This window comes from Dehalogenimonas alkenigignens, from assembly GCF_001466665.1.
Taxonomy (GTDB): Bacteria; Chloroflexota; Dehalococcoidia; order Dehalococcoidales; family Dehalococcoidaceae; genus Dehalogenimonas; species Dehalogenimonas alkenigignens.
In genome coordinates this window covers 549,858-574,002 of record NZ_KQ758903.1, presented here as the reverse complement: position 1 = coordinate 574,002, position 24,145 = coordinate 549,858, and the positions used below count along the sequence as shown (strand labels likewise).

Annotated in this window: 26 protein-coding genes, 2 rRNA genes and 1 pseudogene; 11 read left to right on the top strand and 18 right to left on the bottom strand. The window is 58.1% G+C overall.

Going from position 1 to position 24,145, the window contains the following annotated elements:
- Positions 1-35: 35 nt before the first annotated feature.
- Positions 36-1,457, bottom strand: coding sequence for a reductive dehalogenase (locus DEALK_RS03090; protein ID WP_058438585.1), 1,422 nt, complete (start codon positions 1,455-1,457; stop codon positions 36-38).
- 318 nt (positions 1,458-1,775) lie between these two features.
- Between DEALK_RS03090 and DEALK_RS03085 the strand changes: the two genes are divergently transcribed.
- The 3 genes and pseudogenes from DEALK_RS03085 to hisI all read left to right on the top strand — a co-directional run.
- Complete coding sequence (locus DEALK_RS03085) at positions 1,776-2,240, top strand: MarR family winged helix-turn-helix transcriptional regulator (RefSeq protein WP_058438583.1); 465 nt, start codon at positions 1,776-1,778, stop codon at positions 2,238-2,240.
- 46 nt (positions 2,241-2,286) lie between these two features.
- Positions 2,287-3,000: a 1-(5-phosphoribosyl)-5-[(5-phosphoribosylamino)methylideneamino]imidazole-4-carboxamide isomerase gene (gene hisA / locus DEALK_RS03080; protein ID WP_058438581.1), complete on the top strand. Its 714-nt coding sequence runs from the start codon at positions 2,287-2,289 to the stop codon at positions 2,998-3,000.
- A gap of 70 nt (positions 3,001-3,070) precedes the next feature.
- A pseudogene (hisI, locus tag DEALK_RS03075) lies at positions 3,071-3,415 on the top strand (phosphoribosyl-AMP cyclohydrolase); the annotation flags it as partial.
- A gap of 148 nt (positions 3,416-3,563) precedes the next feature.
- Here hisI and DEALK_RS03070 read toward each other — a convergent pair.
- The 11 genes from DEALK_RS03070 to ispD form a co-directional block, all read right to left on the bottom strand.
- Positions 3,564-4,526, bottom strand: coding sequence for a DUF1385 domain-containing protein (locus DEALK_RS03070; RefSeq protein WP_083496329.1), 963 nt, complete (start codon positions 4,524-4,526; stop codon positions 3,564-3,566).
- A gap of 81 nt (positions 4,527-4,607) precedes the next feature.
- On the bottom strand, positions 4,608-4,817 hold the full coding sequence (gene rpmE / locus DEALK_RS03065; RefSeq protein ID WP_058438573.1) for a 50S ribosomal protein L31: 210 nt from the start codon (positions 4,815-4,817) through the stop codon (positions 4,608-4,610).
- Positions 4,818-4,825: 8 nt separating this feature from the next.
- Positions 4,826-5,080, bottom strand: coding sequence for a 50S ribosomal protein L27 (gene rpmA, locus DEALK_RS03060; protein WP_058438571.1), 255 nt, complete (start codon positions 5,078-5,080; stop codon positions 4,826-4,828).
- 17 nt (positions 5,081-5,097) lie between these two features.
- Positions 5,098-5,406, bottom strand: coding sequence for a 50S ribosomal protein L21 (gene rplU, locus DEALK_RS03055; RefSeq protein WP_240608270.1), 309 nt, complete (start codon positions 5,404-5,406; stop codon positions 5,098-5,100).
- A 101-nt stretch (positions 5,407-5,507) separates the two neighbouring features.
- Positions 5,508-5,822 carry a YbjQ family protein gene (locus DEALK_RS03050; protein ID WP_058438567.1) on the bottom strand — a complete coding sequence of 105 codons (315 nt, stop codon included), beginning with the start codon at positions 5,820-5,822 and terminating at the stop codon, positions 5,508-5,510.
- Entirely contained in the window at positions 5,819-6,037 is a 219-nt protein-coding gene (locus tag DEALK_RS03045; protein ID WP_058438565.1) for a hypothetical protein, read from the bottom strand. Before DEALK_RS03045 ends, DEALK_RS03050 begins: the two co-directional genes overlap by 4 nt.
- Before the next feature lie 9 nt (positions 6,038-6,046).
- Positions 6,047-6,721, bottom strand: coding sequence for an SdpI family protein (locus tag DEALK_RS03040; RefSeq protein ID WP_058438564.1), 675 nt, complete (start codon positions 6,719-6,721; stop codon positions 6,047-6,049).
- The gene (locus DEALK_RS03035; protein WP_058438562.1) at positions 6,718-7,014 is read right to left on the bottom strand and encodes an autorepressor SdpR family transcription factor; all 297 of its coding nucleotides are present in this window, start codon (positions 7,012-7,014) and stop codon (positions 6,718-6,720) included. Before DEALK_RS03035 ends, DEALK_RS03040 begins: the two co-directional genes overlap by 4 nt.
- Positions 7,015-7,189: 175 nt before the next feature.
- Positions 7,190-8,626, bottom strand: coding sequence for a cysteine--tRNA ligase (gene cysS / locus DEALK_RS03030; RefSeq protein WP_058438561.1), 1,437 nt, complete (start codon positions 8,624-8,626; stop codon positions 7,190-7,192).
- Positions 8,627-8,665: 39 nt separating this feature from the next.
- Positions 8,666-9,136, bottom strand: a complete 471-nt coding sequence (gene ispF / locus DEALK_RS03025) for a 2-C-methyl-D-erythritol 2,4-cyclodiphosphate synthase (RefSeq protein ID WP_058440021.1) — start codon at positions 9,134-9,136, stop codon at positions 8,666-8,668.
- Positions 9,137-9,143: 7 nt separating this feature from the next.
- Positions 9,144-9,836, bottom strand: coding sequence for a 2-C-methyl-D-erythritol 4-phosphate cytidylyltransferase (gene ispD, locus DEALK_RS03020; protein ID WP_058438559.1), 693 nt, complete (start codon positions 9,834-9,836; stop codon positions 9,144-9,146).
- Positions 9,837-10,178: 342 nt separating this feature from the next.
- Between ispD and DEALK_RS03010 the strand changes: the two genes are divergently transcribed.
- The 3 genes from DEALK_RS03010 (at position 10,179) to DEALK_RS03000 (ending at position 12,476) form a co-directional block, all read left to right on the top strand.
- The gene (locus tag DEALK_RS03010; RefSeq protein ID WP_058438555.1) at positions 10,179-10,643 is read left to right on the top strand and encodes a hypothetical protein; all 465 of its coding nucleotides are present in this window, start codon (positions 10,179-10,181) and stop codon (positions 10,641-10,643) included.
- Between the two features lie 190 nt (positions 10,644-10,833).
- On the top strand, positions 10,834-11,859 hold the full coding sequence (gene ltaE / locus DEALK_RS03005) for a low-specificity L-threonine aldolase (protein WP_058440020.1): 1,026 nt from the start codon (positions 10,834-10,836) through the stop codon (positions 11,857-11,859).
- A complete protein-coding gene (locus DEALK_RS03000; protein ID WP_058438553.1) occupies positions 11,856-12,476 on the top strand; it encodes a hypothetical protein in 621 nt (206 codons plus the stop codon). Before ltaE ends, DEALK_RS03000 begins: the two co-directional genes overlap by 4 nt.
- On the opposite strand, the gene DEALK_RS02995 is transcribed toward DEALK_RS03000, so the two are convergent.
- The 3 genes from DEALK_RS02995 to DEALK_RS02985 form a co-directional block, all read right to left on the bottom strand.
- The gene (locus DEALK_RS02995) at positions 12,473-12,718 is read right to left on the bottom strand and encodes an FmdB family zinc ribbon protein (protein ID WP_058438551.1); all 246 of its coding nucleotides are present in this window, start codon (positions 12,716-12,718) and stop codon (positions 12,473-12,475) included. The genes DEALK_RS03000 and DEALK_RS02995 overlap by 4 nt on opposite strands.
- Before the next feature lie 15 nt (positions 12,719-12,733).
- Positions 12,734-13,135, bottom strand: coding sequence for a NifB/NifX family molybdenum-iron cluster-binding protein (locus tag DEALK_RS02990; protein ID WP_058438550.1), 402 nt, complete (start codon positions 13,133-13,135; stop codon positions 12,734-12,736).
- Between the two features lie 129 nt (positions 13,136-13,264).
- Positions 13,265-13,777: a protease inhibitor I42 family protein gene (locus DEALK_RS02985; RefSeq protein ID WP_058438547.1), complete on the bottom strand. Its 513-nt coding sequence runs from the start codon at positions 13,775-13,777 to the stop codon at positions 13,265-13,267.
- Positions 13,778-13,959: 182 nt separating this feature from the next.
- Between DEALK_RS02985 and radA the strand changes: the two genes are divergently transcribed.
- The 5 genes from radA (at position 13,960) to DEALK_RS02960 (ending at position 20,254) form a co-directional block, all read left to right on the top strand.
- Entirely contained in the window at positions 13,960-15,366 is a 1,407-nt protein-coding gene (gene radA, locus DEALK_RS02980) for a DNA repair protein RadA (protein WP_058438546.1), read from the top strand.
- Positions 15,367-15,368: 2 nt separating this feature from the next.
- Positions 15,369-15,716, top strand: a complete 348-nt coding sequence (locus tag DEALK_RS02975; protein WP_058438544.1) for a hypothetical protein — start codon at positions 15,369-15,371, stop codon at positions 15,714-15,716.
- 9 nt (positions 15,717-15,725) lie between these two features.
- On the top strand, positions 15,726-15,908 hold the full coding sequence (locus tag DEALK_RS02970) for a hypothetical protein (protein WP_058438542.1): 183 nt from the start codon (positions 15,726-15,728) through the stop codon (positions 15,906-15,908).
- A 144-nt stretch (positions 15,909-16,052) separates the two neighbouring features.
- Complete coding sequence (locus DEALK_RS02965; RefSeq protein ID WP_058438540.1) at positions 16,053-18,581, top strand: ATP-dependent Clp protease ATP-binding subunit; 2,529 nt, start codon at positions 16,053-16,055, stop codon at positions 18,579-18,581.
- A 257-nt stretch (positions 18,582-18,838) separates the two neighbouring features.
- Entirely contained in the window at positions 18,839-20,254 is a 1,416-nt protein-coding gene (locus DEALK_RS02960) for a reductive dehalogenase (protein ID WP_058438538.1), read from the top strand.
- 108 nt (positions 20,255-20,362) lie between these two features.
- Here the strand turns inward: DEALK_RS02960 and DEALK_RS02955 are convergent, their stop codons facing one another.
- The 3 genes from DEALK_RS02955 to DEALK_RS02945 all read right to left on the bottom strand — a co-directional run bounded on the left by DEALK_RS02955 (position 20,363) and on the right by DEALK_RS02945 (position 24,037).
- The gene (locus tag DEALK_RS02955) at positions 20,363-20,749 is read right to left on the bottom strand and encodes a Rieske (2Fe-2S) protein (protein ID WP_058438536.1); all 387 of its coding nucleotides are present in this window, start codon (positions 20,747-20,749) and stop codon (positions 20,363-20,365) included.
- A 131-nt stretch (positions 20,750-20,880) separates the two neighbouring features.
- Positions 20,881-20,998 (bottom strand): 5S ribosomal RNA (gene rrf / locus DEALK_RS02950).
- Positions 20,999-21,085: 87 nt separating this feature from the next.
- Positions 21,086-24,037, bottom strand: a 23S ribosomal RNA gene (locus tag DEALK_RS02945).
- Between the last annotated feature and the right edge of the window lie 108 nt (positions 24,038-24,145).

Here is a 24,145-nt window from a genome sequence, read left to right as displayed (position 1 = left end):
ACCCCCACAAGTTTTGTTTAGCAGTTAAGGGTATCCTAGTATGTTTTGTGGTGGGCTGTGACCGATGTATCGAAACCAAGAGTGGGTTGAGCCAGATCCCACCAGCTTTCCTTATCCTCGCGCAAACCGTAGCCCCACCAGCTGTCAGCCTTCCACAGGAAGCTGTTGAGTGCAGGCGTGGTCGCCAGTGCGGCTTTGACATAGCTGTGGACGGCTGCCGCGCCGGTGTTGAAGGTGCAGGTGGCCATGCAGGTATGACAGCCGCCAAAGGTGGCTTTCAGGCTCCAGCAATCCACACCGTTAGTCCAGAACTGCTTCTTGCCGGGAACGTGTGTGTTGTCTTCCTTGCCGTAAATCTGCGGGATTTCCCACGAAGGCTCGTTGTCCTGAGAGATCGAATTTGTCGGGCAGGCATCGGCACATTTGTGGCAGGTATGGCAGAAACGCCAGATTCCGGCGTCGACGGGGGGCGTCGGCTCAACAGGAATATCCATAACTACGCTAAAAGCTCCAGTCACCGTGCCGTACTCCGGACTGATGCAGACACCATTGTTACGGCCTCCTTCAACCAAGCCAGTGAGAGTATTGGTAGCAATAGTCGGAATAGCCCCGCAGACCGGGGTGGTATAACCGTATATCTGGTAGCCCAGCATCCGAGCGAATTGCTGCAAACGGGGTTGAACTATCGACCACTGACTATAACGGATGGAGTTGCCGGCACTGGCGATATCGGAACTGGGGGTGGTGCGGAACATCTCCTTGGATAGCGGATGAAGAAAGGCCATATCGTACAGAGGTACCGCGGATGGAAAGACCAGTTTGTCTTTTGCTTCGTACCCTAACGGAACATCTTCGAAGACATACTTCTGGTGGGCGGCTGCCTTATCATATTCGCGAACGAGCTTGTCCTTGACCCGCTGATCAATCTCGGCAAAACCTACAGTGCCCATGCCGTAAAAACGGGCGGCGGCGCGCAGCATCTTGCTGTTTTCTTCCGGAGAGCCTTGCCACTTGGGCACGCCCATTTGTTCCGGTGTTTTGGCTGACTGCAAACCCATGAAACTGATGGAAGCCTGATAAAGGCCGCCGGAGAGGGCTCTATCACGAAGGTTCATCCCCGGTGTGCCGTTTTTGAGTGTCTCAGTGGAAAATGCTGATGCCTGAGCAGACCGCTTTTGACGTTCTTCATCACCTATAAAATACGTCTGGCATGAGCCGTCCTGACCGGTCCACTTACCGTCGGAACGGTACATTTGGCTCCAGTCCAATTCGACGGTAGGTTCATCAATTTCGCGGTTCTTGATCCACCAAGCGCGCTTGAACTGTGCGGACTGAGACCCAATCAATTCATCGAGGTCGTTGAAACTTGGAGCGACCAGAGCGGCAGCGCCCGTGGCGGTAAGCCCAAGTGCTTTCATGAACTCACGGCGACTGACAGTGCTGTGAAACTGAGTCATTGCTTTTCTCCTTTTCAAATGCAAAACTTGCAGTCTTTGCCGCTGTCATCCAGTCTCTCCCGGATGTCATTTTCCATCCTGTATCTCCTGTGTCATAACCTATTCTTCACTTTTCAGTATCATATGATAACCCAATATTCTACATAGAACATCCGCCAAATGACGTATTTTTAGTGATACTTTCATTACAAGACAATTAAAGTGGTTTAATAGCTCCGGTTGACAAGTTTGCTCGTCGTTTATCTGTCCTTATCATTTGTGATATCTCTTCTGGTCTATTAGAATCTGTTCGGCAATTCGGAAATTCTGGAAAAAATAATGCCGCAAAAAGTCATTTCTTACACCGACCCGACGCTGGATATCTGGGCGCGTTTCATGAGGACGCGGAATCTTCTATATAAGGTGTTCGCACGTGATTTAAGGGAACTGGGAATCAAGCCCGAGCAGCTCGGCATTTTGAATATTTTGAAGAAAATAGAAGGACCCGTTACGCCGGCGATGATTTCCAGGGTTTATAGACGTGAACCGCATACGGTGTCGGTCAACTTGAAACGGCTGGAGGGGCGGGGTTTGGTTAAACTGGTTAAAGACCTGGAGAAACGCAACATGATACGCGTGGAAATAACTGACGAAGGGATCGCGATCTGGGAACTTGGGAGAGCCAAAACAGCAGCAGTGAGCCAAGCGTTTAAGGTGTTATCACCGGACGACCTGTTTCAATTAAGCTTGATCATCGATAAGTTGTCCGATTCAGCGCAACAAGTGCTGAAATCCCATTCATAATGATATAATGCTGCGCATCTTCTGCTGACTTAAACGGAGAAATACCATCGATATTATCCCCGCCATAGATATCCGCGGCGGCCGCTGCGTGCGGCTGGTCCAGGGCGACTACAGTCGCGAAACCGTCTATTCCGACAACCCTGTTGAAATGGCATTGAAGTGGCAGTCCATGGGCGCACCGCGGCTGCACATCGTCGACCTGGACGGCGCGGCTTCCGGTGACATGGTCAACCTGGACGTCATTTCCCAGATCGTCACCGCCGTGTCAGTACCGGTACAGCTCGGCGGCGGCATCCGGGATCTCGAACGCATCAAAAAGCTGCTTTCAGCCGGCATCGACCGGGTCATCATCGGCACCGCGGCGGTGGAAAATCCGGCGCTGGTTAAGGAAGCCTGCGCCAAATACGCCGAGTCCGTCATCGTCAGCCTGGACGCCCGGGACGGCAAGATGGCGGTCAAGGGCTGGCAGGAAGACACCGGCTTGCCGGTACTGCAGTTCGCCCGGCAGATGATAGCCCTGGGGGTCCGCCGCTTCGTTTTCACCGACATCTCCCGTGACGGCATGCTGACCGAGCCAAACTTTACCGCCCTGTATGACCTAATCGATGCCCTCCGGATACCGGTGATCGCCTCCGGCGGCATCGCCTCAATCAGCCACCTGAAGATTTTAAAGCTTATCGGGGCTTCGGGCGCCATCCTGGGCAAGTCGCTCTATGCCGGGACCATCAACCTGCGGCAAGCCCTCTACGCCGCCGCCTGAATCGGCGCCCCAGGTCGGCCAACAAACTACCGAAACGAACCAAAGATAGCTAAAAAAAGAAGGAGTGTTCATGGCAATCAAGGGCAAGGGTCTTAAACTGGATGACAAGGGGCTGGTGGCGGCCATCGTGCAGGACGCCAAAACCGGCCAGGTGCTGATGCTGGGTTATATGAACAAGGAGTCCGCCAGGCTGACCCTGGAGACGGGCAGCGTCTGGTTCTACAGCCGCAGCCGACAGGAACTCTGGAACAAAGGCGCCACGTCAGGCAACAAGCTCATGGTCAAGGAAGTGTGGCTGGACTGCGATAACGACGCCATCCTGGTCAAGGCCGAGCCGATGGGCCCGACCTGCCACACCGGCGAGGTCAGCTGCTTCTATGAGCCGTTGACCATGGAGTGCGTGTCGCAGACGCAGGGCTAAACCGAAATCCCCCGAAAATCAAAAACTCGGCCTTGCCACGGGCGGCAAGGCCGAGTTCGTTTCTGAGGCGCGACGACTGTGAATCGGGTGTGAAAACGGAGGTCAATCGCCCCTCATCGAGGGCGAAGTAAGGCGGCGCAGGCTAGGTCAGGGCTTCAGGCCCGGCGGCGGGCGCCGGTTCGGCCGGGACTTCGACGGGGACCGTCGCCGGCGCAGGGTACAGCTCGGCCTCCAGCTCCGGATGGTCGTCGACCAGCGCCTTCTTTAAAGCGGCGATGCCGACCTCAATCTGGGCCAGTTCCGGCTGGCGAGTGGTCATCGCCTGAAGCCACAAGCCCGGCTTGGCCAGTGCCTGGACCAGGGCGTTTCCGCCGTGGCCGGCGGCGTAGCGGGTGAATTCATATGACAGCCCGGCGATAGCCGGCAGCAGCAGGATGCGAGAGGCCACCATCAGCCACAGCGCCGGCTTGCCCAGCAGGCTGAAGATCAGGATGGCGATTACCATCACCGCCAGCAGAAAAGCCGTGCCGCAGCGGGTGTGAGCGGTGGAGAACTCGCGGACAGCCAGGGGCTCCAGCTTCACCCCGTGCTCATAAGCGTTGATCGTCTGGTGCTCGGCGCCGTGGTAGGCAAAGACGCGCCGGATATCAGGCATGCGGCCGATGGCGGCCAGGTAAGCGATGAACAGCGCCAGGCGGATCAGTCCCTCAATCAGCGCGAACAAGAATCCCGAGCCGAGCAGATCGCCGAGGAGGCTGGCTAAAAATAACGGCGTCAGGAAAAAGATGGCCACCGACAGGGCCAGCGAGAAGCCGACCATGCCCCACATCACCCAGGGCGAAACCTCCTCGGTCTCTTCCTCCAGGGCGACGTCAGCCGAGCGCATCAGCGCCTGGACGCCGAGCAGCATCGCCTCCAGAAGGACGATAACGCCGCGGAAAAAGGGCAGCTGGCGCAGCCTGCCGGTGTAAATCTTCGGCAGCGGCCTGGCTTCAACCAGGATTTCTCCCTTGGGGCGGCGGACGGCAGTCACCAGCGACTTCTGGCCGCGGATCATGACGCCCTCGATGATCGCCTGGCCGCCGTAGTAGAATTTTTGCCTCATGCCGGAATCTTACTCCACAAAACCCGATCTAACAAAAAAGGGGCGGTTTATAGCCGCCCCTTTTGAATCGACAAAAGCAGTTTACTTATCCTTGAGGCCGTAGCGCTGCTTGAAGCGGTCGACGCGGCCGGCGGTGTCCACCATGCGCTTCTCGCCGGTGTAGAACGGGTGGCACTTGTTGCAAAGCTCCACTTTGATCTCCGGTTTGGTCGAGCCCAGCAGGAAGGTGTTGCCGCAGGAGCAGGTCACCTTGGATTCAGGGAAAAACTTGGGGTGCAGTTTCTCTTTCATGGTCACTCCTAGACAGTCTTGACGCTGGCCATCTTGCGTTTGTTGGCCGTGGGGGCGAACTCCACGATGCCGTCAGCCAGGGCGAAAAGGGTGTGGTCCCGGCCGATGCCGACGTTCTCGCCGGCTTTGATGGGCGTGCCGCGCTGGCGCACCAGGATGGTGCCGGCCAACACCCGCTCGCCGCCGTAGCGCTTGACGCCCAGCATCTTGGGTTTGGAATCTCGTCCGTTGCGGCTTGAACCGCCGCCTTTCTTATGAGCCATTTTTCAAATCTCCTATGTTACTTGGGGGCAACGATGCTTTCGATCTTCAGGCGGGTGAACACGGCGCGGCCGCCGACGCGGGTGTGGGCGCGGCTCTTGGCCTTGAAGCGCAGGCCGCGGACTTTTTCGCCCATGCCGGAGCCTTCAGCTTTGGCGACAACCTTGGCGCCTTCAACTACCGGTTTGCCGATCACGTCATTCTGCCCGTCAGAGAAGAACAGGACGCGATCCAGTTCAACGGTGGATCCGTCTTCCACGTTCAAATGATCAACATCGAGGGTCTGACCCTCGGTTACCTTATACTGCTTGCCGCCGGATTCAACTATAGCGTAAATGGCGCACCTCCAGATAAAAACAACTTGCCATTATACCAATCCGCAAGCGGCCGTGCAAGGGCAGGGAAGCTGTCCCTATCCAGGTGTTGAGCTTACTCGACGACGACGCCGGTGCCGTAGGCAATGCATTCGGCGGCCGAAGTCATGACCATCGAAGTGCCGAAGTTCATGCTGATAACGGCGTTGGCGCCTTTTTTTTCGGCGTCGGCGATCATGCGCTTCAGCGCTTCTTCGCGGGATTCGGCCATCATCTGAGTGTATTCGTTGATTTCTCCGCCGACCATGCCGCGGAAACCGGCCATAATGTCCTTGCCGATGTGCTTGGCGCGGATGGTGGAACCTCTGACCAGGCCGATGGTCTTGACGATGGTTTTACCGGGGATGGATGGCGAGGTTACGACGATCAATTGTCCACTCCTTTTAAGTATTGTTCATCCTTTTTAGCTTTCAGACGGTCGCGGATGGCCGCGGCCAGGAGGAGGATGGTGCCGGCGCCCAGCGAACCGCCGATGACCCAGGCCACCCCGGGGATTTCACCGGCATCCGCGGCCAGGGTCCAGATAAAAACGCCGACCATGGCCACCAGCGCAACGCCGAACAGCACAAAGCCCAGAGTTTTCACAGGCCTCTCCTATTGTTTTCCGGGACCGTTGCCGCGGTCCGGATCCGCCTTCCAGACGGTGTAAGAATAGATCATCAGAAAGACGATGGAAGCCATGAAGGCGCCCATCACGCCGATAAACAGCCACGGCTCGCCGACGATGCCGGCCAGGGCCATGAGCAAGCCGAAGACAACAAAGACTCTGCCGCCCAGCCGGTGGGTTTTAACCCAGGACAGTTCTGAAGTCAGCGTCCACGGGGTGCGGATGCCGACGAACCAGGTTGGCTTCAACTTGCCGAAGTAATTGCCGAGCACCGCCAGCATCAAGCCGACCATGACCATGACCGCTGTGCCGACATCGATCGGTACCTCATGTACCGCCGAAGCTACGATAACGCCGTGGAGGCCGAACATGAAGACCACCAGGAGCGTCCGAATGATGCGGTAAACGCCGCCGAACTTCTCGTAGTTGACGCGTTTGGGATCAAGGCGGGGCAGATAAAGGAGCAGCAGGTAGATTCCGGCGGCCATCAGCGGCAGGAAGAACAGACCTTCGAATTTGCCGCCGAAGCGGTCCGGCTGGCCGGTGATATCCCAGTGAACCGGAATGCGTTCCGGGGCTGATGACCAGCTCGCCGCCGAAATAATGAACATGGCGGCCAACAGTATCAGGTTAAGCGCTTCGCTGCGCCAGGTTATCTTCATGACAGCTCGGGTTCCTCCATCGAAGAAGACTTGCCGACCTTGAACAGATCCATCAGCGCCGCCATGGTCTCGTCAACGACTGAAAGGTTCAGCGAATAAACTATTGTGGCGCCGCGGCGCTCTTCCTGGATCAGGTCAGCATTTTTGAGAACCATGAAATGCCCGGAAAGGGTGGATTTTGCCAGGCTAAATTTCTCGGCGATCTCGCCGGCGGTCATCGGCCGCTCGCCCAGCAGTTTTAAAATTCTCCGCCGGGTAGCGTCGGCCAGGGCTTTATAAACGCTTTCACTCATATCAGTTCGGTATTTCGCCAACTACCGAAATAGTACGACGGGGAGGGAAAAATGTCAAGATCAGAGCCTTTTGCCCGGACAAAATCGGCGGGCGACGTCCTTCAACCTGGGGATCGCCCCCGCGGGGTCCAACCAATCCGCCCGGTCGATTCCCGCCTGCGCGGGAATGACAAGATTATTTTGGCTTGTACTCCCAGGTAGTTCCTGAGGGCGTGTCCTTCAAGCTGACGCCGATGCTCTCCAGTTTACCACGGAGGATGTCGGCTTTAGCGAAATCTTTGACTTTGCGCAGCTCAGCCCGCAGGGTGATGACATCCGCCATGGCCTTTCCGGCGTCGCCGCTCCAGTCCGGGACATCGCGGCCAAGTTCCCGGAAAATCTCGGCGCCGGCCTCGGCGATTTTCCCACCATCCGCGGCGGTTTTGGCCGCCATTAACCTCAGGCCGAGGACATCCGCCAGTTCCCGGAGCAGCGTTTTGGCTGCCGAGGCGTCGCCACCCTCGGCGTCGATGCGGTTCAGGTCGCGGGCTAAATCGAACAGCGCCGCCAGAGCCCGCGGCGTGTTGAAGTCATCGTCCATGGCCTCGACGAAGCGCTGGCGATAAGCCTCGCCGTCAAATGCGGCAACCTTGCCGCCGCCCGCCGCCTGGAGCGCCTGGGCCAGCCGCTGAGCGCCTTTCTCCGCGCCGTCGATAACCTCCGCCGAAAAGGTCAGCGGGCTGCGGTAATGCGAGCTCAAGACAAAAATGCGCAGGGCATCGGCTGAGTTCCTGGACAGGAAATCTTTGATGGTAATCAAGTTGCCGACGGACTTGCTCATTTTCTCGCCGCCGAGCTGCAGCAGGCCGTTGTGCAGCCAGTAGCGGACGAAGGGCTTCTTGCCGGTGACACTCTCAGACTGGGCGATCTCGTTCTCGTGGTGGGGGAAAATCAGGTCGGCGCCGCCGCCGTGGATGTCTATCGTCTCGCCGAGGTACTTGCGGCTCATGGCCGAGCACTCGATATGCCAGCCTGGCCGCCCCTTGCCCCAGGGCGAATCCCAGGACGGCTCGCCGGGCTTAGCCGCCTTCCACAGCACGAAGTCCATGGGGTGTTCTTTATCCTCCCCGACCTCGATCCGGGCGCCGGCCTGCATCTGGTCCAGGGTGCGGTGCGAAAGCTTGCCGTAATCGTCGAGTTTGGTTACCCGGAAATAGACCGAGCCTTTGGCCTCGTAGGCAAATCCTTTGTTAACCAGGCCCTGTACCAGTTCGATGATTGACGGGATCTCACGCGTCACTCTGGGGTAAGCGTCAGCGGGCATGATATTCAGGGCGGCCATATCGGCCTGGAAATCGGCGATGTTGCGGTCGGCCAGTTCCAGCGGGGTGATGCCCAGGGGCGCGGCCCTGGCGATGATTTTGTCATCGACATCGGTGAAATTCTGAACGTACTTTACCCGGTAGTCGCGGTACAGCAAATAGCGCCGGATGACGTCGAAGTTGATGTAGCTCATGGCGTGCCCGATATGGGCCGCGGACTGCGGCGTGATGCCGCAGACATACATCTTGACCGGGTCGCCCTCGGGAATGAATTCTTCCTTGCGACCGGTGAGAGTGTTCGAGATTTTCATAGCGGCGAGTATATCACGGCCACGGGGTTGTGGCGAAGCCTATTTTTCGATCAGCGCCGATGCCCAGGCGGCCATGCCTTCTTCCCGGCCGATGAAGCCCAACTCCTCGGAGGTGGAGGCCTTGATGTTCACATCGGTCGGATCGACACCCAGGGTTTTGGCGATATTGTGACACATGGCCGGTACATGGTCGCGAAGCTTGGGCTGCTCGGCGACCACGGTGACGTCGATATTGCCTACCTTCCAGCCGTAATTCGTGAGCATACCGCCGACTCGCTCCAGCAGTTTCAGGGAGGAGATGCCTTTATACTGGGGGTCGCCGGGGGGGAAATGGGCGCCGATGTCGCCCAGGCCGGCGGCGCCCAGGAGCGCGTCCATGACAGCGTGGAGCAGGACATCCGCGTCGCTCCAGCCGATCAGGCCGTGGCTCCAGGGAATCTCCACGCCGCCCAGGACAAGCCTTTGGCCGGGCGCCAGCCGGTGGACGTCATAACCCAGACCGGTACGAATTTTCATCTTATTCCCCGCTTCTGCGCCACAGCATTTCAGCGGTGGCCAGGCTTTCCGGTGTGGTTATCTTGATATTGCCGTAAGAGCCCTGAAAAATCTTAACCGCCGCGCCCAGGCGTTCCACTAATGAGGCGTCATCGGTGACCGAAGCGTCTTCGGCGGCCTCGTAAGCCCGGCGGATGAGGTCATAGCGGAAAACCTGAGGCGTCTGAACAGCCCACAGCCGCTCCCGCGGCAGAGTAGTTTCGATCATGCCGTCTTCCCTGGAGAGTTTGATCGTATCAGTCACCGGCACGGCGGAGACCGCGGCGCCGGATTCGGCGGCAGCCTCAATGCCGTCGTCAATCTGGTGCAGCCTCATCAGCGGCCGGGCGCCGTCATGGATGAAGACCCACCTGGCATCGCCTTCGAGCTTCTTCAGCGCGTTCATGACCGAGTCCTGGCGGCGCTCGCCCCCGGCAACGATGTCAGTGACCTTGCGCCATTTCTCATAGTCCGCCAGCCGCTTGCCCTCGCCCATCCGCTCGGCGTTGAGGACGATGACGATGCGGTCGATCATCGGGTGACATTCAAAAGGATATACAGTCCGGGCCAGCACCGGGCGGTTGCCGAGGAGAGTGAAGATCTTGTCCACACCCTGCATCCGCTCCGACCGGCCGGCGGCGGCGATAATGGCGGCGACGCGTTGTCCGTTAAACATAGCTGTAATTATAAGGCATCCGGGCGTTGAGGCGCTACGTACCAAAGGCTTAGTGCCGTGGATGCAGATTTTTCCGGATAGAAGTTTTGGGGGTGAAAACGATTCAAACGATTATCTCGGTAAAAATCTCTGGACTACGGCACAAGCGCGAAAATGAGTGGCCGCGCTCCCTGGGAAAATCGTTGCGATGTCTCCAAGAATCACGGCGGGTATTATAGCACACATGTTCATTAGGGCTGTCAAGCGACTTTTATCGTTTTTCGACCAAAATATTTTTGATTTGCAGCTAGCTTCCATCAAAATTAAGAGTTATATTCAGTGTAACGCCATAACGGAGGACTTATGAAGGCTCGATTGTTTACCCTCGCGGTCTGCTTTCTTCTTCTCCTTACGGTGGCAACCGGCTGTGCCGGAACCCCTGAAAAGCGGTTCCAGATCATCTTGACCGATACCGGTGAAACCGTGTTGTCCGAGAGTGACATTGCGGCGTATCTCGGCGACGGCACCCTGGAACTCAACCAGCGCGGCATCGATAAGTGGAATTCCTTCCTGACCCATAGGGACATCCCGGAATTGGCGAAAACCCTGCACAACCGAGAGTTCGTCATCAAGATCAATGACAAGGAAATCTGCCACGGCAAGTTCTGGTCAATGGTGTCCTCCGCCAGCGTCAACGGCGTGGTGATCCTCGATTCCCTGCTGAAGCTGGATGCCCAGAACGACACCCTCCAAATCCTTTCAACCTATCCGGCCCGCGACCCGCTGCAGCCGGCGATAGGCGCTGCGCTCGAGGAATTCTTCAAATAAGATCATCTATCGAAACTGTCTCGAAAATAATAAAAAGGGGGATGGCGCGCAGCGCGCCATCCCCCTTTCTCGTTCAAACGGTCTGTTATTGAGACGCCCTCTTTGCTTGGGTAGCGTCACCTAACCTCCGGAAATGACAGGTCAGGCGCGGCGGTGTAAAATCAACGCGAAATTCAACCCGAGGTTTTTTATGCGAATCATCGACCTGCGCAGCGATACCATCACCCACCCGACGCCGGAAATGCGCGACGCCATGTTCCGGGCTGAGGTCGGCGACGACGTTTTCTCCGAAGACCCGACGGTCAACCGGCTGGAAGCGATGGCCGCCGAGATGACCGGCAAAGAGGCCGCCGTCTTCACCCCCAGCGGCACCATGAGCAATTTAATCGCCGTCATGAGCCACACCCGCCACGGCGACGAGATCATCCTGGGCGAAAAGAGCCACATCTTCCTGAACGAGGCCGGCGGCGCCGCGGCGCTGGGCGGGGTCAGCTTGCGGACGCTGCCCAACAACCCGGACGGCACCATCGACATCGATAGGATCGAGGGGGCGGTGCGGGGCAAGAACCTCCACTGGCCGCCGTCGAGACTCTTATGCCTTGAAAATACCCACAACTTCTGCGGTGGCGCGGTGTTGGACGTGGAATACACCACCGAAGCCGCCGAAGCGGCCCGCCGCCATAATCTATTCGTACACCTCGACGGGGCCCGTCTTTTCAACGCTGCGGTAGCCCTGGGCGTGCCGGCCTCCGACCTGTGCCAGCCGGTTGATTCGGTATGTTTCTGCCTGTCGAAGGGGTTGTCCGCGCCGGTGGGTTCGGTACTGTGCGGCTCTGGGGAATTCATCGCCCGGACCAGGAAGCTGCGCAAGATGGTCGGCGGCGGCATGCGCCAGGCCGGGGTCATCGCCGCGGCGGGCATCGTCTGCCTGGAGACCTGCGTCGAGCGCCTGGCCGACGACCACAGGAACGCGAAAGCATTGGCTGAAGGGCTGCGGCAGATTCCGGGGCTCGAAGTCGAGAAACCCCAGACCAACATCGTAATGATCGGCACCGGCGAAATTCCCGCCGCCGATTTTGTAAACAAAGCGGGCGAAGCAGGGGTCAAGATGATCTCCGTAGGAACCAATCGGGTGCGGGCCGTGACTCACCGCATGGTGACGGCCGAGGATATTGACGAGGCGGTGCGGCGGCTGAAGAAGGCGATGGCGGTATGAAACCCACTGAAACTGAGATCGCCGCCCTGGTCCAGCAAGCACTAACCGATAAGGAAGCGTTGGCGGGCTTAATCGAAGGGCTCGCGTCCAAGAACCTCGAGACCAAACAGCGGAGCTTCCTTTCGCTCCAGAAGCTGGCCGACAGCAATCCTCAACGACTCTATAAGGATCACTGGGACAGTATCGCCGCCATGCTCGACGACCCCGGCGTCGATGCCAAATACATTGCCATTTACCTCCTGGCCGGTATGGCGGCAGCGGATACGGATGACCGGTTCGACGACATTTTCTACAAGTACTTCTCGCTGCTGGATGACAACACCCTCATCGCTCCGATGCATGTAGCCCTGAACGCCGCAGCGGTTTATAAGGCCAAACCGGAGCTTCGGGACGATATCGTTAAGCTGCTGGTGAGCATCGACCGGACGCACCATACGCCGTCGAGGAAGGCCCTAATCGCTGCCTACGCCATCGAGTCGCTGGATAAAGTTTTCGATGATGTCGAGGACAAGGCGGCGGTGCTCGAGTTCGTCCGCGGCTACGTCAAGGCGCCCAGCCCCAAGGCTCGCACCATGGCCAAGGCATTTCTCAAAAAGCGCGAAAAAACGGCGGCCTAGTGGCCGCAGCAGCTGCCGCCGCCGCCACCGCCGCAGGATGACACCTGGCTGCGGTCTTCGGCGCCGCAGCAGGTCTTGCCGCCGGGATTGCAGCGGTTGAGGACGACCGGGATGGAGCGCTGTTTTTCCAGGTCGGCGCCGCCGCAGGCGGCGCAGGCAAAGTTGGCGCATTTGCCGGTGTATGACACCAGGAGTTCGGTCACGGCGCCGCAGGCGCGGCATTTGAAGTCATAGATGGGCATTTTTTCCTCGATTCCTTAATGCAGTCGGTCCATAAGGTTCTCCAGCCGCCCTTCGATCATGGCTTTGACGACCTCGTCCGGGTCTTTGATATCCGTAAGCACCGGTTCAATATCCTTATCCACCATGCTGCGGTAGGCGCCGCCGCCCATGTGCCCGGCGACGATAACCTGGCAGTCCCCGGCGGCGGAAAGCATGGATTTATGCTTATTCTGCGACGCCGCGTCGGCGCCGTGCCCGCCGTGGCAGGAGTGCGGCTCGTTGCCGTGCTCATTGAGAAAAGTATGATGGCCGACCTTATCTCGCACCTCGCGGGCGGTGACCTTGTCGTTATCTATCGTGTAAACGATGTAGTACGGCGCCCGGCCGAAGTGCTGCGAGATATTCTTGCCATCATCTGAGGCGATGGCTATCTTCATAAGAGTCTCCTGGAAAAGAAAGTCGGTTAGCCAAGCATAACACCTGTAAGTTAGCCCGTCAACTAGTGGTTTTCGGACAAATAGAAGGGGAGGACTCTCATCCTCCCCTTCTATTCAGACAGCCGACAACTAATTAACGGTGATGTTGAGCGTCAGCGTCCAGGCATCTTGCTGGCCGCCCTGCCACGGCTGGGAGTATTCAAATTTGATCGTAGTCACGCCGGCCGCCAGGGTCTTGAATGTCCAGACATCCTTACCGGCGGCGCCGGGCATCATCAACGAAGGCTCAACGAACTGGCGGGAATACTGCGAAAGCAAAGCCCCATCACCGATGACCGCCTCTTCCCAGCTAAAGCCGGTGGAAGGATTGGAGCCCAAGGTGACGATGACCGACCCCGGCCTGGCGACGGTGACGTTCCTGACGATATGCTTCTGGCTTAATAATTCGTCGTAGGTCAGCTCAATCTGAACCGAGGTGGTGCGGTCGTCGAGAGGCGGCACGGCAGGCGGGTTGTTGTCGGTGATTTCAGGTTCGTTGGCCGCCTCGGCGTTGGGCGCGGCGCATCCTCCCAGGACCATAGTCAGGATCAATAGCGGCATCAAACCCCAGAGCAGGCTCTTGTTTTTGAGTGATTTTTCCATATCTTTCTCCTTTTGTTTTGGGTCGGCCATTCGTTTTACATCAGATACAACGAGATCGGCCCGCGGCGGATAGCCTCTCGCGGCGCCGGTTGTTAAAAACTCCCCTTAAGGTCAGGTATGGACTAGTCCTTGCGGCCGATGCCTTGCTTGCGCCGGCCGCCCCGTTGCGCTAAAGTCTGCCCATGCCTAAGTCCCGCGTCGTTTTCGTCTGCTCCGGCTGCGGCCAGGAGTCCCCAAAATGGCAGGGCAAGTGCCCCGGCTGCGGCGAGTGGAATAGCCTCTTCGAGCAGACCATCGCTGCCGTGAAAGCGACGTCCCTCCGCCGCGCCTCCACCAACGCGCCGCAGGCGCTGTCCGAAGTCGCCTCGACCGGCCACGAGCGCATCCCCCTTTCAATGGGCGAGGTCAGCCGGGTACTGGGCGGCGGCCTGGTACCGGGATCTTTGACCCTTTTCGGCGGCGAACCGGGCATCGGCAAGTCGACGCTGCTGCTTCAGGTAGCTGCGCAGACCGCCGAGTCGTTAAAATCGCCCGTGCTCTACGTTTCTGGTGAGGAAACGCGGCCGCAGATTAAGATAAGGGCTAAAAGAATAGGATTGAGGGGAGAAGGACTTTACCTCCTGAATGAAACCGACCTTGACCAGATCATGGCCGAGATGGACAAACTGTCCCCCGCTCTGGTGGTCATCGACTCCATCCAGACGATCTACACCAACGATATCGAGATGGCCCCCGGCGGCGTGTCCCAGGTGAGGGAGTGCGCGGCGCGACTGGTGACCTGGGCCAAGGCGTCCCAGACGCCGGTACTTATCGCCGGGCACGTCACCAAGGACGGCGCTATTGCCGGGCCGCGGCTCCTGGAGCACATCGTGGACACCGTCCTCTATCTGGAGGGCGAACCGTTCTCCAGCTACCGCATCCTGCGGTCGGTCAAGAATCGCTACGGCTCGGTCAACGAGGTCGGCATCTTCGAGATGAAAGAAGACGGCCTGCGGCAGGTGGACAACCCCTCCGAGGTCTTCTTATCGCGCGACCGCCAGAACACCGTCGGTTCGGCCGTGGTGCCGGTGCTGGAGGGCTCCCGCCCTCTCCTCGTCGAGATACAAGCCCTGACCAACATGACCAGCTTCGGCCAGCCGCGGCGGACGGCCAACGGCCTCGACTTCGGGCGGCTGCTTATCATCACCGCCGTGCTGTCGCGGCGGGCTTACTTGAAACTGGGGACGCAGGATGTCATCGCCTCGGCCACCGGCGGTCTACACGTGGCGGAGCCTGCCGCCGATCTGGCCGCCGCCCTGGCAATCGCATCCAGCTACAAGAACGCGCCGGTCGACCCGCAGCTTGTCGCCATCGGCGAGGTGGGTCTCTCCGGGGAGATCAGGAACGTGCCGCAGATCGAACGCCGGCTGGCCGAGGCTGACCGGCTGGGTTTCAGGAAAGCGCTCGTCCCGGCCAATGCCAGGGTCAAACCGCCGTCAACGGATTTCAAGCTCATCCCCGTCCGCGACATCAGGCAGGCGTTGCGGGAGGGCTTGACCGCAGCCGACCAGGAAGAACCTGAAGTCGAGACCGGGCAGGGTCTCTTCTGACGATGGCTGCTAACCGCGACCGGCAGATTTTCTGGATTAAAACGGCTCACTCCGTAGTCTTCTGGTTCATGCTTGTCTGTTTCTTTTACAACATCTACGCCGCGGCCGCGGGGGTTTTTACCTGGCTGCTGGCGGTAACCTACGGCACCCACCTGATCGAAGGCGTGGTGCTCATCTTCAACCGCTGGACCTGCCCGCTGCGAATCATGGCCGAAAAGGCCGGGGCGGAGAACGGCCAGGTTTCGGATATCTTCCTGCCCAGGTGGCTGGCCGATCATCTCTTCCAGGTAGGCATGGCTCTATTCGTGGTCGAGACTTTGTGGCTCGCGATAAGCTTCATCAACCGCTAGGAGAATTTCATGACAAATAAAAAGCTCACTGTGGAGATCCCCGAGGATTTGTTCAACCGGTTTTTCGCCTATCTAATCAGTCAGTCCGAGCCCAGGCGAAATCCTACCTTCCAGGAAGTGAACGCCGCCGCTGAAGAAGCCTTGACCCGCTGGCTGGATCAGGCGAAGAAGGCCGCTACGGAGAAAGACTGATGTCAGGCGCCCATATCGCCACCGGCAAATAGTGAGTCCATCGCGAGTTACATCGGCTCTAATCGTATCTGAAGCTGGAATGCTTTACGCCGCCTGCCTTTTGACCTATAATGGAAACGGTATCCCCATCATAAGAGGTCTGTCATGGCTAGCCGTTTCGACAAATTCTCCGAGCGGGCCCGCCGCGTTTTAACTTACGCGCAGGAAGAGGCCCAGCAGCTCAACCATAATTATATTGGCACCGAGCACATCCTCCTGGGTATGGTCCGCGAGGAAGACGGCGTCGCCGCCCGCGTCCTGATCAACCTGGACGTCAACCTGGCCAAACTCAGGAGCGCCGTGGAGTTCGTCATCGGCCGCGGCGAGAAACCCTCCGCCGGCGAAACCGGCCTGACCTCCCGCGCCAAAAAGGTCATTGAGCTGGCGATTGACGAAGCCCGCAGCCTGGGGCACAACTACATCGGCACCGAACACCTGCTGCTCGGTCTGCTGCGCGAGGGCGAAGGCGTCGCCGCCGGCGTCCTGGACAGCTTCGGCATCAACGTCGAACGCGTCCGTGCCGAAATCGCCAAGGTCCTGGCTCAGGGCGCCACCTCCCGCGGCCCGGCGCCGGTCAAGGCCGGCAAAGCCCCGGGGAAAACCCCCAACCTGGACTCGGTCTCGGTGGACCTGACCGCCGCCGCCCGGGCTGGCAAGCTGGACCCGGTGGTAGGCCGCGTCAAAGAGATTGAGCGGGTCATCCAGATTTTATCCCGCCGCACCAAGAATAATCCCGCCCTAATCGGAGAACCGGGCGTCGGCAAGACGGCTATCGTCGAAGGGCTGGCGCACCGCATCGTCGCCTCGGACGTGCCTGAGACGCTGGAAGGCAAACGGCTGGTGTCGCTGGACATCGCTTCGCTGGTCGCCGGCACCAAATACAGGGGTGAATTCGAAGAGAGGCTGAAAAAGATCATCGAGGAGCTCCGCTCCGTCGGCAATATCATAATTTTCATTGATGAGTTCCACACCATGGTCGGCGCCGGCGCCGCCGAGGGCGCGGTGGACGCGGCCAATATCCTGAAGCCGTCGCTGGCCCGCGGCGAGATCCAGGTCATCGGCGCTACCACCCTAGATGATTACCGCAAGCATGTCGAACGCGACGCCGCCCTGGAACGCCGCTTCCAGCCGGTGCTCGTCGAAGAACCGTCGCTCGAGGACACCATAGAAATCCTGCGCGGCATCAGAAGCCGCTACGAGGAGCACCACCGCTTGGAGATTACCGACGACGCCTTGCAGGCGGCGGCCAACCTCTCGGCGCGCTATATTTCCGACCGCTTCATGCCGGACAAGGCCATCGACATCATTGACGAGGCCGCCTCGCGCGTCCGGATCCGCCACCGCACCAAGCCCATGCCTCTTAAGGACCTCAAGAAGGCCGAAGACTCCTACCGCCGCGATAAAGAGGCGGCGCTGGCCACCCAGCAGTACGACTACGCCGCCGAACTGCGCGAACGCGAATACCAGATCGCCGAAAAGCGCCGCAAGATGGAAGAGGAGTGGCAGCAGGAGCAGGGCGCCACCAAGCCCAAGGTCAGCAAAGAGGACATCGCAGACGTTGTCTCGATGTGGACCGGCGTGCCTCTGCTGCAGCTCACCGGCGACGAGACCGAGCGGCTGCTCCATATGGAAGAAGCCCTCCATCAGCGCATCGTCGGCCAGGACGAGGCTATTGTCACCATCGCAAAAGCCGTCAGGCGCGCCCGGGCCGGACTCAAGGATCCGCGGCGCCCCATCGGCAATTTCGTGTTCCTCGGCCCTACCGGCGTCGGTAAAACCGAGCTGGCCAGAGCCCTCGCCCAGTTCATGTTTGGCTCTGAGGACAATTTGATCCGCATCGACATGTCGGAATTCATGGAAAAATTCGCCGTGTCCCGCCTGGTCGGCGCCCCGCCCGGCTATGTCGGTTTCGAGGAAGGCGGTCAGCTGACCGAAGCAGTACGACGCAAGGGCTACTCTCTGGTGCTGCTCGATGAAATCGAGAAGGCACATCCCGACGTGTTCAATATCCTGCTGCAGATTTTCGACGACGGCCACCTGACCGACGCCAAAGGCCGCCGCGTGGACTTCAGGAACACTATCATCATCATGACCAGTAACATCGGCGCCGATCTCATCAGGAAAGGCACTGGGGCCATCGGCTTTACCACCACTTCGGACGCCGCCAAAGCCGTAGATATCGGCTACGAACGGATGAAGGACAAGCTGCTGGCTGAGGTCAAGAAGAGTTTCCGGCCGGAGTTCTTGAACCGCATTGACTCGACAGTGGTCTTCCACTCCCTGACCCGCGACGAGATCCGGAAGATCGTCGACCTGCAGCTCGTCTCGGTAACCAAACAGCTCAAGGAAAAGGGCATCGCCATCGAGATTACCGAACCGGCCAAAGACGTCCTGGGCAAGAAGGGCTACGACGAGGTTTACGGCGCCCGCCCGCTGCGGCGCGTCATCCAGAACCTCATTGAGGACCGGCTGTCCGAGGACCTGCTGCGCGGCGTCTTCGCCTCCGGCGACACCATCACCATCGACGCCGCCGGCGAAGCTGAGGAACTGGCCTTCAGCGTCCGCCACCCGGAACTGCCGCCCCCGGCCGTTGAGGAGCAGCCAGCGCTGGCCGCCGGCGGCAACGGCGTTTAACCGAAGCTCAATCGCCTGTCAAGAGCCCTCTAGCTGAGGGCTCTTTTTTATGCCCCGAAAGCCCAGAGGGGGAGGTTTCACCCGCCGGCGGTGAACTCCTGTTAACCCTTTTCAAAATTCGTTATTAAACTATTATTAAAAATACGCATATCGGCGGATACCTAGAATCAACGTAGTCATTTATAATATTAATGTAATCTCGAGGCGCGGACAGTGTTCAGATGATGTTCAGCGCCCGTAAAAATGGAGGAATCTGAATGAACAAGTACCACAGCACCATGTCTCGCCGCGACTTTATGAAAGCACTCGGAGTCGCCGGCGGCGCCATGGCCGCGGCACCTGCCTTTGCCGATCTGGATGAAATGGCAGCCAAAGACGGCCTTTACACCAAGCGGCCGTGGTGGATCAAGACCCGCGAACACCTCGAAATGACCACCGAAGTCGATTGGGACGAGATGCAGCGCTACTCAGAGAACGACACCATGCGCGGCACTAAGGCCAGCGGGTACCGGTTGTCGCTCTATGACCAGGCTGAATGGGACCGCCGCTCCGCCCTGAAAAAGGAAGAGGAGACCAAGTTCCTCAAGGAAGACAAACCCGGCTTTACCCTGAAAGACCTGGCTTACTCATCCAACGTCGGCAGCAACCAGTCGGTCAGCCAGAGTTTCCTGGGCGCTCAGAAGGCTACCCTCCCGGAGGCCCGCGGTGTTTCAAAGTGGCAGGGCTCACCTGAGGAAGCCGCCTCTCTACTCCGCACCTTCATGCGCAGCGTCGGCGCCATGAGCATAGGTTTCATCGAACTGGAAGAGGGCAAAACCAAGAAACTGATCTATGATTTCGAAGGCGGCGGCAAGATCCGCAACGTCTGGGAGGATACCGACAAGGCGTCCATCCGCACCCTGGCCAACGGGTACCAGGACAACGTCATTCCCAACTCTTTCAAATATGCCATCGAAATCATCAACCAGGAGTCCATCAACCTCTTCAAGGTCAACCCGACGCTCCTGATGTCACAGATCCGCTACGGCCGCAACGCCAACACCCAAGCAGCCACCATGGAGTTCATCCGCAGCCTCGGCTACCAGGCCGTCGGCCAGTATTCAATCAACACCATCGGTATCGCCCCGGCGCTGGCCACCGTCTCCGGCCGCGGCGAGATGGGCCGCATGAACCGCCTTATCACCCCGGAGCACGGCCCCATCGTCGGCGCCTTCACCATGCTGACCAACCTGCCGCTGGCGCCGGACAAGCCTATCGACGCCGGCTATCTCAACTTCTGCAAGACCTGCATGAAATGCGCCGAGACCTGCGGCGAGGGCGCCATCTCCATCGAGAAGGAACCCTACTGGGAGACTATCGGCGGCTGGAACAACGCCGGCCACAAGGCCTGGTTCGAAGATTCCCGCAAGTGCGCCGCCTTCCGTGCCCTACCAAACGCCTGCACTTCAGGCAAATGCCTGGCAGTCTGCACCTTCTCCAAGGACCACCTGTCCGGTATTCACGAAGTGGTTCAGGCGACGCTGGCCAACACCTCGCTGTTCAACGGCTTCTTCAAGCAGATGGACGACGTCTTCTATCACGACGGCCTGCATGCCCCGGAGAAGTTCTGGGACATCGAGCTGCCGACCTACGCCATCGACTCGACGATCAACGGCCGCGACACCCACTCCTAAACTTTCCGGGAGACAATAATAAAAGGGGGCGCCCGGTCGGGCGCCCCCTTTTTTCACAGAACCAAGCGGTTTGGCTCCCTTCGCATCCCCGAGAGCTCCACACCGGAATCAACCGTCGCAGTCAGGTATTTCAACCATCACGAAACCGTCCTCGACCCTGGTACGGTATGTCCGGAGGTCAAGCGTGTCGATGGCTGCGACCATCCTGGTTTTGCCGGAAGCAGCAATAAACATATTTTCCAGGTTCCCCATCTGGGGCAGCTGGACACATTTGCCGCTGGTGATATCGTATCTGGCGCGGTGCAGCGGGCATTCAACGACTTTACCCTCAAGCCGTCCCATCGACAGCGAACCGTTCATATGGCCGCAGCGGTCGTCAGTAGCATAGAATTGGCCGCCGATGCCGGCAATCAGAATTTCCCTCTTGTTTATCTCGATCCGGGTCATCTTGCCAGCAGATAAATCTGCAGCCTTGAAAGTCTTGAAATACGCCATCGTTCGGAGCCCTCCTAATAATTCTACCACCACTCTCCCCCAGACCAGAATACGGCAGTCGGGAGGTGGATAAAACCAAAAAGCCCCGTCGTGATTCGACGAGGCTTCATGCGGCTAAAATATAAAAAGTCCCCTGGCGATGGCATATTTTCCACAAGGGGTCGCCCCCTCAGTATCGTCTGCGCTGACGCGTTTCACTGCCGTGTTCGGGATGGGAACGGGTGGGACCACGTCGCTCTTATCACCAAGAGACTTTTTAACGAAAGTAAGCTATTAAGTTTTTAATCTGAACCTGTAATCTGAATCCGCCATCATTTGGTTACCTCAACTCTGAAGCAAGTCAAGCCCTCGACCATTAGTACCACTCAGCTGAACACGTTACCGTGCGTACACCTGTGGCCTATCAAGCAGGTAGTCTACCTGCGGTCTTACCCTCTTGCGAGGGAGGGAGATCTAATCTTGGAGCCAGCTTCGCGCTTAGATGCTTTCAGCGCTTATCTGAACCGGACTTGGCTACTCAGCAATGCCCCTGGCGGAACAACTGATACACCATTGGTCCGTCCTTCCGGGTCCTCTCGTACTACGGAAAGCCCCCCTCAAATCTCCGGACGCCCACCACGGATAGAGACCGACCTGTCTCACGACGGTCTGAACCCAGCTCGCGTGCCGCTTTAACCGGCGAACAGCCGGACCCTTGGGACCGATTCCAGCCCCAGGATGCGACGAGCCGACATCGAGGTGCCAAACCTTGCCGTCGATGTGAACTCTTGGGCAAGATAAGCCTGTTATCCCCGGGGTAGCTTTTATCCGTTAAGCCACGGCCTTTCCACAAAGAGCCGTAGGATCACTTTGCCCGACTTTCGTCTCTGCTCGACTTGTAGGTCTCGCAGTCAAGCCTCCTTATGCCAATGCACTCTACGGGTGATTTCCATCCACCCTGAGGAGACCTTTGGGCGCCTCCGTTACTGTTTTGGAGGCGACCGCCCCAGTCAAACTACCCACCAGGCACTGTCCCCCGGCTTGCTCCGAGGTTAGAGGCTAGATCCATCAGGAGTGGTATTTCAACGTTGGCTCCACCAGGGCTAGCGCCCTGGCTTCACAGCCTCCCACCTATCCTACACGAGATGAACCCAGTCTCAGTGTCAAGTTGTAGTAAAGCTCCACGGGGTCTTTTTGTCCAGTGGCGGGAAACCCGCATCTTCACGGGTATTTCAATTTCGCCGAGTCCCTCGTTAAGACAGCGTCCAAGTTGTTATGCCGTTCGTGCGGGTCGGAACTTACCCGACAAGGGATTTCGCTACCTTAGGACCGTTATAGTTACGGCCGCCGTTCACTGGGGCTTCGGTTCAAAGCTTTGCTTGCGCTAACCTCTCTCCTTAACCTTCCAGCACTGGGCAGGCGTCAGCCCCTATACATCAGCTTACGCTTTAGCAGAGACCTGTGTTTTTGTTAAACAGTCACTCAGACCCCTTTATTGCAGCCCTGAAAAACAGGGCACCCCTTCTCCCGAAGTTACGGGGCTAAATTGCCGAGTTCCTTAACGAGGGTTATCTCGATCACCTTGGGACACTTACCCCCACCTACCAGAGTCGGTTTGCGGTACGGGCGCCTCTGCTTCAACGGCAACGAGGGTTTTCTAGACGGTATGGACTCAGCTAGATCGCCTTGGGTCTCCCCGCAGCTTCCTCCAGGTTTCAGCTTAAGATGGGAGTGGATTTACCTGCCCCCAAACGCCTTTGCCTGGCGACACACCATGTCCGATGGGTATGCCTAACTTATCCTGCCGTGTTGCCCCTTTGCCTCCACAGCGGCGGTGCTGGAATGATGACCAGCTGTCCATCGCTCTACGCCTTCCGGCCTCGGCTTAGGCCCGACTAACCCTACGCGGATTAACCTTGCGTAGGAAACCTTAGGTTTACGGTGGGTGTGTTTCTCACACACCTTGCGCTACTCATGCCGGCATTCTCTCTTCCCCACGCTCCACCATTGCTCACACAACAGCTTCACTGCGAGAGGAACGCTCCTCTACCATCCTTCCGAAGAAGGATCCATAGCTTCGGTGACAGACTTGAGCCCCGTTGGGTTGTCGGCGCAGAACCACTTAACCAGTGAGCTATTACGCACTCTTTAAAGGGTGGCTGCTTCTAAGCCAACCTCCTGGCTGTCTGGGTAGTCCAACTTCCTTTGCCACTTAGTCTGCACTTAGGGACCTTAGCTGATGGTCTGGGCTGTTTCCCTTTCGACTACGGAGCTTAGCCCCCATAGTCTCACTCCCGGACTTTGGCTTATGGCATTCATGGTTTGGTTGAATTCGGCAGGATCTCTCCCACCTAGTTCATCCAGTGCCTTACCTCCATAAGCGAACATCCGAGGCTGTACCTAGATACATTTCGAGGAGAACCAGCTATCCCTGGGTTCGGTTGGCATTTCACCTCTATCCACAGCTCATCCGATAGCTTTGCAACGCTAATCAGTTCGGGCCTCCACTCCGAGATTATCGGAGTTTCACCCTGGCCATGGATAGCTCACCCAGCTTCGGGTCTAATCCGTGCAACATATCGCCCTATTCAGACTCGCTTTCGCTACGGCTCCGCAACGTAATTGCTTAACCCGCTACACAGATTAACTCGCCGGCTAATTCTTCAATAGGCACGCCGTCAGTAGTCTTGCGACCACCTCCGACTGCTTGTAAGCACACGGTTTCAGATCTATTTCACTCCCCTCTCGGGGTGTTTTTCACCTTTCCCTCACGGTACTAGTCCACTATCGGTCATCAAGAGTATTTAGCCTTACCATGTGGTCATGGTTGATTCCCACAGGATTCCGCGTGTCCCGTGGTACTCAAGGTCAGATTAAGGAGCCTAGCTCTTTCGTTTACCGGACTATCACCTTCTATGGTGGCCCTTTCCAGAGACCTTCAACTAGAGTTCGGTTGGTAACTCCTTTGCCCGTCTAACGCCGGGCTTAATCCGCCTTACTACCCCCTAAAAGCTTAGGCCGTTAAACCACTGAGCTTAAAGGGTTTGGGCTGTTCCCGTTTCGCTCACCGCTACTTCGGGAATTTTGTCTTTTCCTCGGGGTACTGAGATGTTTCACTTCCCCCGGTTACCTCTTCTCAGCCTATGTGTTCGGCTGAGAGTGCCCAGGTTTTACCTGAGCGGGTTGCCCCATTCGGAAATCCCCGGTTAAGCTTGCTAGACAGCTAGCCGAGGCTTATCGCAGTCTTGCCACGTCCTTCATCGCCCCTTGATGCCAAGGCATCCACCGTGCGCTCTTTCCCGCTTGACTTGCTTCAGATTTGAGATAACCTATTATTTATGGCGGTATTCAGTTTTAAAGGTTCAGTACAATAAGAAACGGCCTGGCGTTTTCACCAAGCCGTCTTGGTTAACACCG